A 17,126-nucleotide genomic window follows, 5' to 3' on the forward strand; every position below is an offset into this window, starting at 1 on the left:
TACCATTCCGAACAGAGAAGTTAAGCCCATTTGCGCCGATGGTACTGCATTTGTGGGAGAGTAGGTCGTCGCCTTTTTTAAATCCTCAACATTTATTTGTTGAGGATTTTTTTTGTTTTATTTAAATTTGATATATCCTTTACTGGCATTTAGACATTTGTGTTTTGTTTGTAACTTTTTTGTGTTTTTTTTCTAAACTTCTATTCTAGATTTTATTTGAAAACTTCTTCATATTATTCTACATTAGGCATAGCATAATTATCATAATTATAATTAATCTCATTGTCAATATTATGAGGAAACAGAGCGTTTTAAATAGCAAAACATTTTTTCGTCTAATTAAGAACTGTTGAAATCACTAAGAACAATATGTTTATGTTAATATATCAATGTCCTAAAGTTTAACCTTATCAGTTTTATATAAACATATCTTAAACAAAAGAATGAGATCCTTTTGAGACCTCTTTCTTTTGTTATTATAGATTTACTATTGTTTAATGACTCGGATTGTATTTGTTTGATTCTCGATGTATATTCTTATAATATAAACTCCTACCTGAACATTAGAAATGTCAATATTTTGAATAGTATTTTGACCGTCTTTACATATAATACCTTGACCTAAAACATTAAACACCTCGACTTTATCAATAGCTCTTGATGATTTTATTGTCAATATATCTTAACTGGGTTAGGATAATATATAAAGCCTTCAAATGTATTGTGTTCAAGACCTAAGCTGCTTGGTGACCTAGCACAAATATTAAAGTTTCCTTTAAAGTCATAACCAAATTCCCATACATGTATAAGTAATACTTCTCCTGATGTTCTTCCTATAATAGTTACATTAGAGAATAAATCGTCACCATTATTATTATCACAAGCAATTTCGATCAAAGCTCCAGACGATCCAGAGTAAACTTCCATAACGGTATCAAAAATAGGATAATCATCAGCAAGAGAGGTCTCAATGGTGAGATTGCCTGAGGATGGCACCAGGACTTTAAACCATACATCTTCAGCAGGATCAAAACTAGAGCATGAAGCTTAATTGTCATTTTCAATAGAATTGGTAGCTCCTGCATTTGTAGCAGTAACAATAGTTTCACAAACTGTGTTACCCACTGGTAAATTCATACCACCATCGATTTCATCATTATCTGGAGGACATTCAGATGAATTTCCGTCGTCTTCTATGACTACTATCGTAATACTCAAATTTCCTGTAGAGTTCCAAAAGCCATCTCGTCTTACAAAATAGGTGGTTGTGGTGATAATGTTATACTAAATCCTGTTCCGATAGGACTATCGGTTTCCACGTTAACATCGAAAGGGAAAATATATTCCGAAATACATGAGGTCTCATTATACCACTGAATATTAGCATCCGTACCATTAATGCCACTCGAAGCAGTCAAAGTTGTTGAGTTACCTATGCATATCGTATAGTAACTAGCAGAAACGACTTCTAGTGCTGTGGACTTTATACATGGTTCCAAGGTAAATGGAGTGCTTTGTATTTGGTCATCTGAAACAAAAATAGTACCGAACTCATCAGTGAGGGAATATCCTTCACCTAAATCACAGCATACACTATCTCCATTAGCATCGTATATGGTAAAATTATAAGTACCATCTGGAATACAAAATGTTTCTTCATAATCTAAATTTGCATATTCTGATGGAATACCATGTGCATCATTGTAGCCTCCTAAGTATGGACCACCTGATTGAATGATATCAACACTAGCATTTTTTATATCCCAACTGATATCTTGAGGGAATTCATCAAAATTAATTAATAAGGTCATTGCTCTATTTGATTCTCCAGGACACGATGGGTCTTGTGTATCATAATTGTAGGCAAGCCCTTGAGAACTGACAATTAATTCTCTACCTCCCAAATAAGATTCAAACGTTGTTCTCATTCTCTGTTTTTGCCCCTCAGTAAATAAATTTCTACAATCATCATTAGAGTAATCCATGTAGTTTTGTACCATATCTATTGAGCCACAAGATTCCAATCCTATTTGACAACCATAATTAGGATTACTAGTATTTGGAGTGTCGGAAACCAAGTCATCATCACCAGAACTAGGGGCATTAACACTCCAAGTATGTAATAGACTCAAACAATGCCCAACTTCATGTGTTGCTGATCGACCCTTGTTATTCGGATTTACATTTCCAGTACTTCCACCAACCCAAAATAGTCAACGTAAATTCCATTGATAGGATTATCAGGATTATTATAATCTGGATACGTTGCGAATCCTGCTTGCGAAGGAAGATTAGCAATCCAAAAGTTTAAATAAGAACCAGAAGGCCAGCCATCTTTATCACCATAATCTGAATCAGAAATATAAGCTCTACCTTGACTATCAACAACTGAAATATCTGTTGCAGTATAGGTTCGTGTAATTGCAGTAGTCGGAAAGCCACAAGGGTCATATTTTGCAAGGACAAATTCAATTTCAGTATCAATAGCTTGTGGCCAAATGTCATCAGCATCGGTGTTTTAGCTTCTAAAATCTTGATTTAGAACATCAATTTGTACCTGGATAAGTTCGTCTGATATATTTCCCCATCATCATGATAAACGACATGCACCACAACAGGTATGGTAATCACTCCACTTATAGATTTTAAATTCGGGTTTTCTACTAAATGTTTTATTTTTTCTTCTCTCAACCTTATCTTCTCTTTGAGGTTCGGATCTTTTTTTAATTGTTCTCTATGAATTATATTGGTCGCACAAGGTTCTTGAGCAAATGCTAGTTGAGTTAAACAGAGGCCAAGGAATAGCGAAAAAAGTAAAGATTTACACATGTGTTTTTGATGATTAGTTGATGATATTAATAGCTTATATGTGTTATGACTAACACATTACTAAATTAAACAACACTTTGTCATTTGTCAATCATATGATAATGTGTAATTTGGTTTTATACCAAACGATATTTGAGACTAAGTTCTTATCATACTATCGATTACGATAATATTTAATAATATTTGGAAGTACATTAAAAAAAAAGTGAGCTTAGAAACATCTTGTTATGTGTATTTGCTACATAACTCTTATAATTTTTTTAGTATTATTGGATGTTTCTCTATAAGAAGGGTTACTATTTAAACATACTGTCCATGACTGTTTTTAAACCTTTAAAGGCAAAATAGATGGCTAGAATACAGAATATTGAAGCAACAATTAGAATAGGGATATAAAGTGGTTTTTCTGAATTACTCAATGCCACATAAAAAAGGGTAGGACCTAGAAACATTAAAACTAAAGATATTCCCATGGTTTTAATTCCTATTACAAGTAAGTCTTTATTTGTTCTTTTGGTTTCAGTTTCCATTGCTATAATTTTGTATCACAGTTCTTACGTTTTTATGTTTTTCTAACAAACTCTGAGCTTCTTCAAAACTAATATTTAATTCTTTTACAAGCATTTTGATACCTCTATCAACCAACTTGTTATTGCTCAATTGCATGTCTACCATTTTGTTGCCTTTTACTTTATTCAACTTAATCATGGTAGATGTAGAAATCATATTAAGCACTAATTTTTGAGCTGTGCCTGCTTTCATCCGTGAACTACCTGTTACGAATTCTGGACCTACGACCACTTCAATGGGAAACTGAGATACCTGAGCTAACGGACTATTTTGATTACAAGTAATACAACCTGTTATAATTTTATTTAAATTACATTTTTCTAATGCTGCTATTACATAAGGTGTTGTGCCAGAAGCTGCAATACCAATGACAACATCTTTTTCTGAAATATTAAAATCTTGAAGATCTGTCCATCCTTGGTTTGTTGAGTCTTCGGCAAATTCTACTGCTTTTCTTATAGCTATATCTCCTCCAGCTATAAGGCCAACAACTAGATCGTGAGAAACTCCAAAAGTTGGAGGGCATTCTGAAGCATCTAAAATGCCTAGTCTACCACTGGTTCCAGCACCAATGTAGAATAATCTTCCACCTGTTTTTAGTTTAGATACTATTTGTTCTATTAGTAATTCAATTTGTGGAATTGCTTTTTCTATAGCCAAAGGCACAGATTTGTCCTCAGTATTCATATTGGTCAATAATTCATTTATAGTCATTTTTTCTAAATGATTATAATTTGAATCTTGCTCAGTAGTTTTTGTGAATTTCATAATGTAAAAATAGCTATTTTTTTCTTCTGCGTTAATGGTAGAAGTGACATCCTCTTACATTTTTGTAAGAGATATAACGGATGACACGACCATTTGTAGTTTTACTACAAAAGGTAACGCCCAAAATAGATAACTCTATTGTATAAAAGTCGTTTTAATACTCTAAAAATTTAAAATTAGTTTCGTTAATAGATTTATTTAAAACTATTTATTGACATCAAATATCTATATTATTAGGTAAACATTGATGATTTGTTAAAAATATAAAAGCTCCATTTTTTAAGTGGAGCTTTTAAATATTATTAATATAATGAGTGTTAATCTATGATCTTGTTCAGAGTTTTACTTGGTCTCATAGCTTTAGAAGTCAAATCTTCATTTGGCTCATAATAACCTTTAAGGTCTACTTCATGTCCTTGAACAGAATTTAATTCTTCGACAATTTTAGCTTCATGTGCTTGCAAATCTTTAAATACTTGAGCAAATTCATGTTTCAAATCTTCATCTTTAGTTTGGTTAGCTAAAGCTTCTGCCCAAAATAAAGATAAATAGAAGTGACTTCCTCTATTATCTAATTCATTAACTTTTCTAGATGGCGATTTTCCGTTAGATAATAATTTTTCTGTTGCTTCATCTAAAGTTTCAGATAAAATGATTGCTTTTTTGTTATTATTTGTAGTTCCGAAGTGCTCTAAAGAAACCGCAAGGGCTAAAAATTCACCTAGAGAATCCCAACGTAAATGATTATCTTGTAAAAACTGTTGTACGTGCTTAGGAGCAGAGCCACCAGCACCAGTTTCAAATAAACCACCACCATTCATTAGAGGAACAATTGACAACATTTTTGCACTCGTTCCTAATTCTAGAATAGGAAATAAATCGGTTAAATAATCACGTAATACGTTTCCAGAAACAGAAATTGTATCCTTCCCATCTTTAATTCTTTCAAGCGTAAATTCTGTTGCTTTAATAGGAGAGAGGATTCTAATATCTAAATCAGTTGTATCGTAATCTTGTAAATATGTATTTACTTTTTTGATTAATTCTGCATCATGAGCTCTCTTCTTGTCTAACCAGAAAACTGCAGGAGTTTGTGAAGCTCTAGCTCTACTCACAGCTAATTTTACCCAATCTTGAATTGGGGCATCTTTAACCTGGCACATTCTCCAAATATCACCAGCATCAACTTTATGAGACGTTAAAACTTTCCCTGAAGCATCAATAATTTCTACTTTACCTTTTGAAGCTATTTCAAATGTCTTATCATGAGAACCATATTCTTCAGCTTTTTGAGCCATCAATCCAACATTAGGCACAGTTCCCATAGTAGTAGGATCAAAAGCACCATGTTTTTTGCAGAAAGCTATAGTTGCAGAATAAATACCAGCATAACTACTATCTGGAATAACTGCTTTTGTATCTTGTAATTTCCCTTCTGCATTCCACATTTGACCAGATGTGCGAATCATTGCTGGCATAGATGCATCAATAATTACATCACTCGGTACGTGTAAATTTGTAATCCCACGATCACTATTAACCATCGCTAAATCTGCACTATGGTCTAAAGCAAATCTTATGTCATCTCTAATTTTGTCACGCTTAACTTCAGGAAGTTGACTTAATTTATCTAAGAGATTGGCAAAACCGTTATTAACATCTACACCTATCTTATCAAAAGTATCACCATATTTTTCAAATAAATCTTTAAAGAATACACGTACAGCGTGACCAAAAATAATTGGGTCAGATACTTTCATCATTGTAGCTTTCATGTGTAATGAAAACAATACACTTTTATCTAAAGCATCTTCTACTTGTTCTTCTAAAAACTCAAGTAATGCTTTTTTACTCATGATAGTTGCATCAATGATTTCACCTTTAAGTAAGGATAAGTCATCTTTTAAAATTGTTGAAGTACCAGACTTATCTGTGTGCACAATTTTAACGGTGGTTGCTTCTTCTAAAGTTACAGAAACCTCATTGTGAGCAAAATCTCCATGAGTCATTGTTGCAACATGCGTTTTAGAATCTTTAGACCATGCTCCCATAGAATGTGGATTCATTTTTGCAAAATTCTTAACTGCTTTTGGCGCACGTCTGTCTGAGTTTCCTTCACGTAAAACAGGGTTTACTGCACTACCTTTAATTTTATCGTAACGTGTTTTTATTGCTTTCTCATCATCATTTGAAGGCTCATCTGGATAATCTGGTAATCCATAACCATGCTCTTGTAATTCTGTAATTGCATCTTTTAATTGCGGAACAGAAGCACTAATATTTGGAAGTTTAATAATGTTTGCATCAGGGCTTTTTACTAATTCTCCTAATTCAGCCAATACATCTGGCACACGTTGTGATTCTTTTAAAAAATCCGAAAAATTTGCCAAAATACGAGCAGTAAGTGAAATATCTCTACTTTCAATATTTATGTTTGACGATTTTGTAAACGATTTTATAATTGGTAACAGAGAGTGTGTTGCTAATGCAGGAGCTTCATCTGTTTTTGTATAAATGATTGTTGGAGTATTTGCCATAAAATATTTTGAATTTAGTGTATTAAAAATGCTTAGAAATTAAGCAGTGCGAATATACGAAAAACTAAGGTTTTTTTGAAATGTAAGAAACACATTAACTTTATTTTTTAAGACGAAAAAAGCTTCATTTGAATATAGGATAAAATCTAGTCAATTAATCAATATTAATTTGGAAAATAGTCAAAAGTCCTAAGGCGTTTTCTTTTGAAAAATTTGCATCCTTAATTCGGTTATTGTTTGGATTAATACTAAGATTGTATGAGGTTGTAAAATCGACTTTTTCTAATAATGTATTATCAAAAATGGTTAGATATAAATCACAGTTATCAAATGAAGAACCACTTAAATTTACATTAGTAAAATCCGTTTGTTCAAGTTTACAGTCTTTAAATATTGTGTTTTTGAGTTGTAAATTGAAAAAGGAAGATAAATTAAGTTGAGACTTTATAAAGGTCATAGACATTAAAAACGAATTACTGTCATGAAAAGGGAAACCTAAAAGTTTGCAATTATCAAATATCACATCTTGTAAAGAAGTATTTTTAGCTTTCACCATACTAAAATTACAATCAATAAACACACACTGTATAAAACTGATATTGGATATATGAGATTCTGAAAAATCACAATTTATGAATGTGCAATTATCATATTCTGCCTGTAGCAAGTGATCAGTAGAGTAGTTAGTACTTTTGAAAGTTTTATCACTTATATATGGAAGGTTCATAGGTAAGTTGGTTTTGAGAAACCAAAGTTATGAAAAAGTGTGAGACGCCAACCTTTGTTGAAATTAGTTTAATTAATGATTTTGAATCAGTTTTTAGCTCTTCAAAACGAGATCTCACTAAAAAACAAAAGCCATATCACTGTAGCTAACTACTTTGACATGGCTTTTTTTGAAATAGCTTTACATGACCTATTTAACATTGCTGCTAAAATTAAGACAACTTAACTACTGTTCTTGTGTCTTTTTCAGTTCAAGTATCCACTAAATCAATGAAACGGTTCATAACTTTCAAAATGTATTGACCTGTTATTACTAGGCTTCGTTTTTAGATTGTTTTTCTTGATGTTTATTGTTTACTATTTTTCACTTTCATGATAAATAGAACAATAACATTGCTCTTCCTTTTCACATTCACTTTCGGTTCTGCTACTTTTTCTAAGCTTTCTATTTAAAATTCTATTACCTGCTTGCACATTTAATATAATTTAAACTTCATGATTTTATAGTTACATGTTCATACATGTATTTTCTAAAACCTCAAAAAACAATACTATATAAAGAATAAATCTTTATTACAATTTAACATCAATTTGAAAGTATATTCAAAAACAAACTAAGTTTGTTGTTAATTGTTTAGTAAATGTAAGTTTTTGTTTGGGAATTCCAAATTTATATGAAGTTTAGATATTCACATTTTATGAACTGTAGTTATTAACTTTTGTTAATAACGTGTAGATATGTAAAAAGCCTTGACATTTAATTGTCAAGGCTTTATAAATTTTATGTAGTCGAAACTTATTTTCTTCTAACTTCTTTAATTCTAGCTTTCTTACCAGTAAGACCTCTAAAGTAAAAGATTCTTGCTCTTCTAACTTTACCTCTTTTGTTAACTTCAATTTTTTGAAGTGCAGGTAAATTAATTGGGAAGATACGCTCAACACCAACTGTACCAGACATTTTTCTAATTGTGAATGTTTGAGAAGAACCAGCTCCTTTAACTTGTAATACCACACCTTTAAAAAACTGTGTACGTACTTTTTCACCTTCTCTAATTTCGTAATACACTGTTAATGTATCACCAGCTCCAAATGCTGGAAAATCTTTTTTTGTTACAAATTCGTCTTGTACAAATTTAACTAAACTCATTTTATACTATTTATAATGATTGTTTCAAATCAACATTCGCGATTCTCGCCAGAGGTTAATCCAAAAGTGGGTGCAAAGATAGTTAATAATTGATAATGGACAATTAATAGTTAATTTTTTTTGGGTGTTCCGTTACTACGCTTTTTTGCTTCGTAACGTCAGGCTTTCAGCAGTCGCTCTCTACGAGGAGCTCCAACAATGCTTCAATCCTTAACACGAGTTTTGTATGACTCTAGGTCTTATTCTAAATTAGAAAACAATAAGACGTAACCTATCATCTTTAATATTTCGGTTTAATGATTTAGTTTAAGATTCTCCCTTTTTTAAGTCATTTACTACAAAGAGTAATAAACCTACACAGAACATGCCATACGTTATACCACTAACAATATTCGCAATAACATTGATTTGTATATATGTTTCTACATCATATCGCCCAGCAATTAAACTTAGAAAGATGTCGCCCAAATTAAATATAAAGGCAGAAATACTACCAATTAAAACTAATATTGTCGCGGTTGATTTTACTTTATTATGTAATAGGATACTTGCAATAACTACAATTATACTTGTAATAATGTAAATTACAGTACTTGCTGCATAAAGATATTCGTAGCTTTCCATAGTTTAAATATTTAGTCTTCCAATAAGCCTGGAAGATATTTTTTTAGAACTAATTTTTCAGTTTTAGTACTTTTCCATATCTCTATGGAATAGTAATCATCTCCAGAATCTCCAATAACGCTATCTAGGTTAGCATAATAAATTCTTAGTCTATAATTATCTGGTTCAAGTTTTATTTCTAATTCTATTTCAGAGTTAGGACAATCTAATAATTGTAAATAACCTGAATCTATTTTTATTCCTATCTCTACAATATGATCATATTTAGTTTCATCATATTTTTGATTTTCGGAGATTAATATTCTTAATTCACCTGTAATATCACCATAAGAAGCGGTTCGTATGCCCAAAATTCTATTTTCAATAGCTATTCTATCCTTGTGAGCCTCATCAGTCCAAAATGTATCACTGTTGGTATTCTTACTCGAATTTTTATCACAAATATAGAATTGATGATAGCTTGTATAAAAATTAAATTGATATGTTGATATCATAAATTATTTAATCTTCCAATAAGTCTGGACGAAGTTTTTTAGTCCTCTCATAAGCTTGTTCTTCTCGCCATTTCTCGATTTCAGGAAAATTTCCGCTAAATAAAACCTCAGGAACTTTCATTCCATCATACTCTCTAGGCTTTGTATAAATAGGAGGAGCTAGCAATCCATCTTGAAAAGAATCGGTCAATGCAGAAGTCTCATTACCTAAAACACCAGGTATTAATCTTATAATGGCATCACATAATACTGCAGCGCCTAATTCGCCACCAGATAATACATAATCACCAATGGAGATTTCTCTAGTCATAAACTTATCACGAACGCGTTGATCTACACCTTTATAATGACCGCAAAGAATAATAATATTTTCTTTGAGTGAAACTTGATTGGCAATACCTTGATTAAGTCGTTCACCATCTGGAGTCATATAAATAATCTCATCGTAGTCACGCTCACTTTGTAATTTGGTAATGCACTTGTCTATAGGCTCAATCATCATCACCATACCTGCACCACCTCCAAATTGTGTATCGTCAACAGATTTGTAACCACCAGTTGCAAAATCTCTTAGGTTGTGAAAATGTACACTCACTAAATTAGCTTCAATAGCGCGTTTTAAAATAGAAGCTTCAAATGGGCTTTTAAGTAATTCTGGTAATACTGTTATGATGTCTATGCGCATTGTTAATGATTTTGGATTGCAAAGATAGATGAATTAAAAGATTATTAGTTGTTCATATATTTCTTAAAACCATTTTTTCTTCTTGAAAAATAATAACATTCCCACAGCAACCACTATCATAACAAACCACATTATGAAATAGCTATATTTATATTTTAGCTCAGGTAGGTACTCAAAGTTAGTTCCATATATGCCAGCGATGAAAGTGAGAGGAATAAAAATAACAGAGAAAACAGTCAAGAATTTCATGATGTCATTTAACTTACTACTTATAGTTGTGTGATAGATGTTTAGTTGGTCTGAAAGTATCTCACGATAATCATCTGAAGCATCGTTTGCTTGACTAATATTATCTTCGAGTTCTTTGAAGTGAACATACGTACTTTCAGTTATAAAATCAGAGTCGGTTTTAGCGAGTGAAAAAATCATTTCTTTGGCAGGTTTGATGCTCTTTCTTAAGAAGTTTAATTCTTTTTTGTAATTATTGATTTCATTAATCACATTTTGATTAGGATTTAGAAGAAGCGTTTCTTCTAAGGTTTCAATTTTTTCTCCTAAAATGCTAATGACAAAGAGATAATTATCAACGACAATATCTAACAAAGCAAATATTAGGTAATCTGTACCTCCATTACGAATCCTCTTTTTTTGTTTTCTAATTCTTTCTCTAACGGGTTCAAAAACATCTCCTTTTTGTTCTTGAAAAGACATTAAAACAGTTTTTGTGAGTATAAGACTTAGATTTTCAACGATTGTTTTACCGCTCTGCTCATCAAGTCTTAACATTTTAACTGTTACTAATGTACAATTGTCATACTCAATTACTCTAGGTCTTGCTTCAGTATTTAAAACCTCTGCCATGACTAAGGTGTCAAAATTAAACGCAGAAGTGATTTCCTCCATTATAGAAGTATTATGGAGACCATCAACATTGATCCATGTTACTGTATTTTTATGTTGAAATTCACTGACCTCTTTAACCGTTTTTACAGCATCTTCTGTTAAGTGAGTTGAATCAAAATCGATAATACGTAATAAGACTTGATCAATTTTTTGTTGTCCTCTAAAAATCAATTCGTCTGGTGAAAGTCCAATTTCACTTCTGTTTTTTTTTATAAATCTTGTCATTTTTTTTATTACATTTTAGTAGATACTGATTGTCTAATAAAGCTCGATTTTGATCAGTACTTTTAAATTAAGAAATCTTTATTGTTTTTGACGAATTCAATTGGAAAAATACTAATAGAAAGAATATAAAAAAGGTCCAATCATTAATCCCATAAATAGAATAAAAAATACCAGCCATTGTATCTTTTTCAAAGACATATGAAACAGAATTATTAAGTATCCATTTGGTCCAAATAATACCATAGATTAATTTCTCGATAGCGAATACTAATACCAACCATTTCACATGATTATATGTTTTAGCAACCGATATATAAGCAAAACCCCAAATAATAATCATTAGTAATCCAAAATTTGACATCACATCTTGATCAAATTCATTGATTACTGGGTTATTGAAGAATCTTGAAAATATCAATACAGATATGTTCATTAATCCAGCGATTAGAAATCCTTTGGATATTGTTTTGTTTTTTACGATCATTTTTGATGTTTGAATGTAATAACTAATATAGTTATTGCATTAGATATAAAAATTACTTAAATCAATTTTATGAAACTAAATTTTCAATCTTCTCCAATCTACTGGTACGCATATATAAAAATAAAGGAAAAGTAAAAGCAATGACTTGGAAGCCCAAAAATTATTAATTATGTAGATAGAAGTGTTGCTTTATTTAATTTTTTTAATAATTCAACAAATTTTGGTTCTTTCAATTGAGGTTTCTCTTTTCCGTAGTTGATATAGCGTAGTGTAATTATACTATTATCGTCACCATTTATAAAGATCTTATCATTCTCTATAATTTCTATATCTAAAATTGAATATTTTGGGATATTGATATCTTCAATTAAAGCGTTGTTTTTGTCTGTGTAAAATAGAAATTTAGTTTGTCTATGGCTATAATTATCATAGCCATATATCAATATATTGTTTTCAGAATACAACACAGTTAAATAACATTCAAGTAATATATGTAATTTAGAAAAGTGCACTCTTCCGCTAATTTTAAATTGATACTCATAATCACTTTCTAAAGATTTTATAGCGTTATCTATTTTCTTTTGTTTCTTTTTACTGTTCAAGGCAGACAATAAGATGTATATAACCAAAGCAATAATTAAAGGATAATACAAATCATTCATTTCCTTAGAGGCTTTTAAAGTAACTAAACATTGATATTTTATTTGAGAGAATAATAGTTCTGGAGGTGTTACTTATTGCTCCAGAAAAACTGCAAATCAGGATCCTTTTTAAAACCCAATCGCTCATATAAATGTTGCGCAGGATTATTAAAAGCAGTTTGTATGGCTAGACCTTTATTATTTTCAGTTTGGCATAACTGCTTAGCACGTTCAATCAATGCTTCACCTATACCTTGACCACGATGAGTTGAACTTACAAACAAATCATTAAGCATATACATAGGTTTTATAGAAACCGATGAAAACAATGGATACAATTGTGTAAACCCAACAGCCTCATCATTATCATAAGCGATATAGATAATAGAGTCATTCTTAATCATGCGTTGTTTTAAAAATCGTTTGGCAACATCTATGTTTGAGTTTTGTTTGTAGAACACACGATATGCATCAAAAAGTGATGCTAGATCGTTTAGGTCTTTGAGTTTTGCACGAGTTATAGTCATAAGAAAAACGTTTCGACTTCACTTAATGAACGAGCTTAGTCTATTTAGACAAAAAAATCTGTAATTAAAATTACAGATTTTTATTGATATAATGCGCTTCGATTTCGTTCAGCGACTAAATTTGTCTTTAAATAAATTAATTAAGCTTTCTTTTGCTCATTAATCATATCTTGTAATTGACGTCTTACTTTTTGCTCACGCTCTAAAGCATTACGTCTATGCTCTTCAAATTCTTCTTCTATTTCTGCTAAACTTTTATTAGCTTGTTTAGTAACTGTATTACTACTTTTAAATCTATAAATAAAGAATAATAACAATGCAGATAATACACCAACAATACTCCAAAGTGTAAGGCTATAATTTGGTTTTGTCATTGGGACTCCAAATAATGTCATACTGTCTTTTTCTTCGATAGTATTATCTAAGCTTGTTTTCGTATTACTAAGATTTAATTTTAAACCTTCAATTTCTTTAGCTTGAGTTTCTACAATTGCCTGCGTATCGTATAAATCTTTATGAACCGCTTTAAGAGAATCAATAGTATGTGCTTTTAATGCATATAACCACGTTTTTTTAACAGTCTTGTAATCTTGCCAACTGTTTGATCGTCTAATAACATATTCAAATTGATTGTCTATTGTACCACTGTTTAAAGATAGTTTTTCGTCATCATTTGCATCTTGAGCATTTGATGTAGAAAACAATAAAAGTGTTAAGGTTGTGAGTAAAAGCGTCTTAAAAAATTTCATTTTTGGCTTGGTTGATAATTAATAGCTTATTAATAGTTGGCAATATAATAATTTATAGCGTAAAAAGTATATAATTTAGCCTCACAAAATGCAAGGCTAAATAATATAATTTATATACGAACGAAATTAATTTTTAGATGTTAATAATAAGTAAAACGTCTTACTTTGGCAATATATTTCGCTAATCTAATCACTTGATGGCTGTAACCATACTCATTATCGTACCATATATATAGGATGGCATTTTTTCCGTCAGGACGAACAATTGTCGCTTTACTATCATAAATAGCAGGAGCAGAGCAACCCACAATATCGCTAGACACCAACTCATCATTCATTTCATATTTAATTTGCTCTACAAGATTCCCTTCTAGTGCATATTTTTTCATGATGGTATTAATACTTTCTACGGAAGTCTCTTTCTCTAACTCCAAATTAAGTATCGCTAAAGATCCATTAGGCACAGGAACTCTAATAGCGTTAGACGTTAATTTACCTTCAAACGAAGGTAATGCTTTAGTGACCGCTTGACCTGCACCAGTTTCTGTGATGACCATATTGAGCGCAGCAGCTCTACCACGACGATATTTTCCGTGGAAATTGTCTACTAAATTTTGATCGTTTGTGTAAGCATGAATTGTTTCTAAGTGTCCACTGATAACTCCAAACGTATCTTCCATAACCTGTAAAACAGGAGTAATAGCGTTAGTTGTACACGATGCAGCCGAAAATATATCAACCTTATCTGGATTATATTCTAAATGATTTACACCATGAACAATATTAGGCACTCCTTTACCAGGAGCAGTTAATAAAACTTTATCTACACCTTTAGATTTCAAATGTCTTTTTAAAGCATTTTCATCTCTAAAAGCACCTGTATTGTCAATAACTAAAGCATTATTGATCCCGTATTTTGTGTAATCGATATCTTCTGGTGCGTTAGCAGAAATAATATTAACAGTAGTACCATTAATAATAAGTGCACTGTTTTTTGCATCTGCAGTTACAGTTCCTGAGAAATCTCCATGAACAGAATCGTTACGTAATAAAGAAGCTCGTTTTTCTAAAACCGTTGCATCAATTGCACCACGAGTTACGATAGCTCTTAATCTTAACTGGCTACCTTTACCAGTTCTTGTCATTAATTCTCTAGCAACTAAACGTCCAATTCTACCAAAACCATAAAGCACGACGTCTTTAGGTTCAATAGCTTTATTCTTTTTTGCGTCCTTTAGTTTGTCTGCAACAAAGCCAGTTGCGTTGCTGTATTTTTGATCTTCTAAATGGAACTCGTACGTTAATTTTCCAATATCTAATTTAGCAGGAGGCATATCTAAAGCTAAAATAGCTTGTGCGATTTCTACCGAGTCAAAAATAGAGATTGGTTTTTGTACAAATTCTCCAGCATACTCATGAAGATTTAAAATTTCGCTCACATTACGATCAATTAATTGGTTTCTAAAAAGCACCAATTCTATTGATTTGTCATACCAAAGGTCGCTAACAATTTTAATAAATTCTACTGTAGCTCGTCTTCGATCTGCTTGAAAAGCGAGTTCTTTTTCGTAAGTTCCGTTCAAACCCATTGTGATTAATTTTGTGTTGTGTTGTTTAAAATTTTTGCAAAAATAGTATATTTCAAACGTTTTCGTAGTGTAATATTTAAAAAATAAAACCCCTTTAGAATTTTGAATCCTAAAGGGGTTTTTCTACGAACTAACCAATTTTATCTAAAAATGACTTCCTTACGCTCTAATCTTGTATTCATATATTCTAACTTAAAAATGTTGTCTTGAGCATTGCTACCGTATTTTGCAACAAAGTCTGAAATATCTTCAACCGTCTTAATTGGGATGTCATTAATGCCAGTAATTATATAACCTGGTCTAATGCCTAATTTTGTATATAAAAACTTGTTATTATTGGATTGTACAACAACACCTTCATTGATATTTGTTTCTTTTTTAAACTTCTGCGGAAGGTTGCGTAACTCCATATCAATAAAATCAACACTTATAATATCACTTTTTGAAAGCTTCACAGGTATAGATTTGATTTCATTGTCTCTGAGCACCTCTACGTTAATAACATCATCAGGACGCTTCGTTTTTAAGTAACCACTTAAATCTGAAAACTTAGACACTTCAATATTATCGAGTCTTTTAATAATATCACCATTTCTAATACCAGCTTTTTTAGCCCCAGATTTTTCTTCAACTTCAGATACGTAAACACCTTCAATTTCATTAATGCCTTTTTCTAATGCTTCTTTAGAGTTTCTGTTGAGAATTGAAACTCCCAAAATGCCTTCTTGCACATCACCATATTCTATAATATCTTGGATTACTTTTTTAGCAATATTGCTAGGTACTGCAAATGAATATCCAATATAAGAACCCGTTTGTGATGAAATTGCTGTGTTGATTCCTATAAGTTGTCCAGTAGAATTTACCAATGCTCCACCAGAATTGCCAGGATTAACAGCAGCATCAGTTTGAATAAATGACTGCGAATTTCTACCAGATAAGTCACGAGCTTTTGCACTTATAATTCCTGCTGTAACTGTAGATGTTAAATTAAAAGGGTTACCAACCGCTAAAACCCATTCACCAATTTTAGCAGTATCTGAGTCTCCAAACTCTATTGCTGGTAAATCATCTTCTGCATCAATTTTTAGAAGCGCGATATCAGTTTTTTCATCAGTTCCAATTAATTGAGCTTCATACGTACGATTATCATTTAACGTAATTGAAATTTTATCAGATCCAGCAATCACATGATTATTAGTAATGATGTAGCCATCTGGTGAAACAATAACTCCACTTCCTGTTCCTACTTGTGCTCTTTGCTTAGATTGACGACCATAAATTAGATCTTGAAGAGTTTGTCCTCCAGTTACCAAAGAAGTGTTTTTTACATGTACCACAGAGTGAATTGTGTTTTCTGCTGCTAGTGTAAAATCTGGTGTATTGGCATTTAATACGTTAGTTGTCTTGGCATTATAATTCGCGTTTAAAAATGACGGTTGTTTATTACCATCTTCAATAGTGACGATTTGTTCATTGTTTAAAAAAAAGGTGTAGGCAGATAAAGCTATTATTCCACCTAACACAGATACAAATACTAAGGTTAAAATCTTTTTCATTTGTTATTAGGGTTTTAAATGTTATATAAAATGATTAACGATTAAAATTAACTAATTATTGAATTGGGA

General features: G+C 31.3%; 18 protein-coding genes, 1 rRNA gene and 1 pseudogene. 1 reads left to right on the forward strand and 19 read right to left on the reverse strand.

The window, feature by feature from the left end; all coding sequences use genetic code 11:
• Nucleotides 1–77, forward strand: a 5S ribosomal RNA gene (gene rrf, locus IM744_RS20995); the annotation flags it as partial.
• A gap of 410 nt (nt 78–487) precedes the next feature.
• Here rrf and IM744_RS20890 read toward each other — a convergent pair.
• The 19 genes and pseudogenes from IM744_RS20890 to IM744_RS03655 form a co-directional block, all read right to left on the reverse strand.
• Nucleotides 488–676: a T9SS type A sorting domain-containing protein gene (locus IM744_RS20890; protein WP_194506736.1), complete on the reverse strand. Its 189-nt coding sequence runs from the start codon at nt 674–676 to the stop codon at nt 488–490.
• Nucleotides 673–996, reverse strand: a complete 324-nt coding sequence (locus IM744_RS03570) for a hypothetical protein (protein WP_194506737.1) — start codon at nt 994–996, stop codon at nt 673–675. The genes IM744_RS20890 and IM744_RS03570 overlap by 4 nt, the downstream gene beginning before the upstream one ends.
• 51 nt (nt 997–1,047) lie before the next feature.
• Entirely contained in the window at nt 1,048–1,218 is a 171-nt protein-coding gene (locus tag IM744_RS03575; RefSeq protein WP_194506738.1) for a hypothetical protein, read from the reverse strand.
• Nucleotides 1,219–1,250: 32 nt separating this feature from the next.
• Nucleotides 1,251–2,162: pseudogene (locus IM744_RS03580) on the reverse strand (M43 family zinc metalloprotease); the annotation flags it as partial.
• 963 nt (nt 2,163–3,125) lie between these two features.
• The gene (locus IM744_RS03585) at nt 3,126–3,359 is read right to left on the reverse strand and encodes a DUF6095 family protein (protein ID WP_194506739.1); all 234 of its coding nucleotides are present in this window, start codon (nt 3,357–3,359) and stop codon (nt 3,126–3,128) included.
• Complete coding sequence (gene murQ, locus IM744_RS03590; protein WP_194506740.1) at nt 3,349–4,167, reverse strand: N-acetylmuramic acid 6-phosphate etherase; 819 nt, start codon at nt 4,165–4,167, stop codon at nt 3,349–3,351. The genes IM744_RS03585 and murQ overlap by 11 nt, the downstream gene beginning before the upstream one ends.
• A gap of 317 nt (nt 4,168–4,484) precedes the next feature.
• Nucleotides 4,485–6,704: an NADP-dependent isocitrate dehydrogenase gene (locus tag IM744_RS03595; RefSeq protein ID WP_194506741.1), complete on the reverse strand. Its 2,220-nt coding sequence runs from the start codon at nt 6,702–6,704 to the stop codon at nt 4,485–4,487.
• Between the two features lie 154 nt (nt 6,705–6,858).
• On the reverse strand, nt 6,859–7,431 hold the full coding sequence (locus tag IM744_RS03600; RefSeq protein ID WP_194506742.1) for a pentapeptide repeat-containing protein: 573 nt from the start codon (nt 7,429–7,431) through the stop codon (nt 6,859–6,861).
• Nucleotides 7,432–8,226: 795 nt separating this feature from the next.
• Nucleotides 8,227–8,577 carry a 50S ribosomal protein L19 gene (rplS, locus tag IM744_RS03605; RefSeq protein WP_194506743.1) on the reverse strand — a complete coding sequence of 117 codons (351 nt, stop codon included), beginning with the start codon at nt 8,575–8,577 and terminating at the stop codon, nt 8,227–8,229.
• Nucleotides 8,578–8,883: 306 nt separating this feature from the next.
• Nucleotides 8,884–9,201 carry a hypothetical protein gene (locus IM744_RS03610; protein ID WP_194506744.1) on the reverse strand — a complete coding sequence of 106 codons (318 nt, stop codon included), beginning with the start codon at nt 9,199–9,201 and terminating at the stop codon, nt 8,884–8,886.
• A gap of 11 nt (nt 9,202–9,212) precedes the next feature.
• A complete protein-coding gene (locus tag IM744_RS03615) occupies nt 9,213–9,695 on the reverse strand; it encodes a hypothetical protein (RefSeq protein WP_194506745.1) in 483 nt (160 codons plus the stop codon).
• 7 nt (nt 9,696–9,702) lie between these two features.
• Complete coding sequence (gene trmD / locus IM744_RS03620) at nt 9,703–10,380, reverse strand: tRNA (guanosine(37)-N1)-methyltransferase TrmD (protein ID WP_194506746.1); 678 nt, start codon at nt 10,378–10,380, stop codon at nt 9,703–9,705.
• A gap of 63 nt (nt 10,381–10,443) precedes the next feature.
• Nucleotides 10,444–11,508, reverse strand: coding sequence for a magnesium/cobalt transporter CorA (corA, locus tag IM744_RS03625; protein ID WP_194506747.1), 1,065 nt, complete (start codon nt 11,506–11,508; stop codon nt 10,444–10,446).
• A 67-nt stretch (nt 11,509–11,575) separates the two neighbouring features.
• The gene (locus tag IM744_RS03630) at nt 11,576–11,992 is read right to left on the reverse strand and encodes a hypothetical protein (protein ID WP_194506748.1); all 417 of its coding nucleotides are present in this window, start codon (nt 11,990–11,992) and stop codon (nt 11,576–11,578) included.
• A 167-nt stretch (nt 11,993–12,159) separates the two neighbouring features.
• Nucleotides 12,160–12,654 (reverse strand): hypothetical protein, encoded by a 495-nt coding sequence (locus IM744_RS03635; protein WP_194506749.1) that lies wholly within the window; start codon nt 12,652–12,654, stop codon nt 12,160–12,162.
• A gap of 68 nt (nt 12,655–12,722) precedes the next feature.
• Nucleotides 12,723–13,160, reverse strand: a complete 438-nt coding sequence (locus tag IM744_RS03640; protein ID WP_194506750.1) for a GNAT family N-acetyltransferase — start codon at nt 13,158–13,160, stop codon at nt 12,723–12,725.
• A 140-nt stretch (nt 13,161–13,300) separates the two neighbouring features.
• Nucleotides 13,301–13,909, reverse strand: coding sequence for a tRNA (guanine-N1)-methyltransferase (locus IM744_RS03645; RefSeq protein WP_194506751.1), 609 nt, complete (start codon nt 13,907–13,909; stop codon nt 13,301–13,303).
• A gap of 140 nt (nt 13,910–14,049) precedes the next feature.
• Nucleotides 14,050–15,498, reverse strand: a complete 1,449-nt coding sequence (locus IM744_RS03650) for a glyceraldehyde-3-phosphate dehydrogenase (protein ID WP_194506752.1) — start codon at nt 15,496–15,498, stop codon at nt 14,050–14,052.
• A gap of 140 nt (nt 15,499–15,638) precedes the next feature.
• Nucleotides 15,639–17,057, reverse strand: coding sequence for a S1C family serine protease (locus IM744_RS03655; RefSeq protein ID WP_194506753.1), 1,419 nt, complete (start codon nt 17,055–17,057; stop codon nt 15,639–15,641).
• Nucleotides 17,058–17,126 lie beyond the last annotated feature (69 nt).

The sequence above is a fragment of the Psychroserpens luteus genome (assembly GCF_015319355.1).
GTDB classification, from domain to species: domain Bacteria; phylum Bacteroidota; class Bacteroidia; order Flavobacteriales; family Flavobacteriaceae; genus Psychroserpens; species Psychroserpens luteus.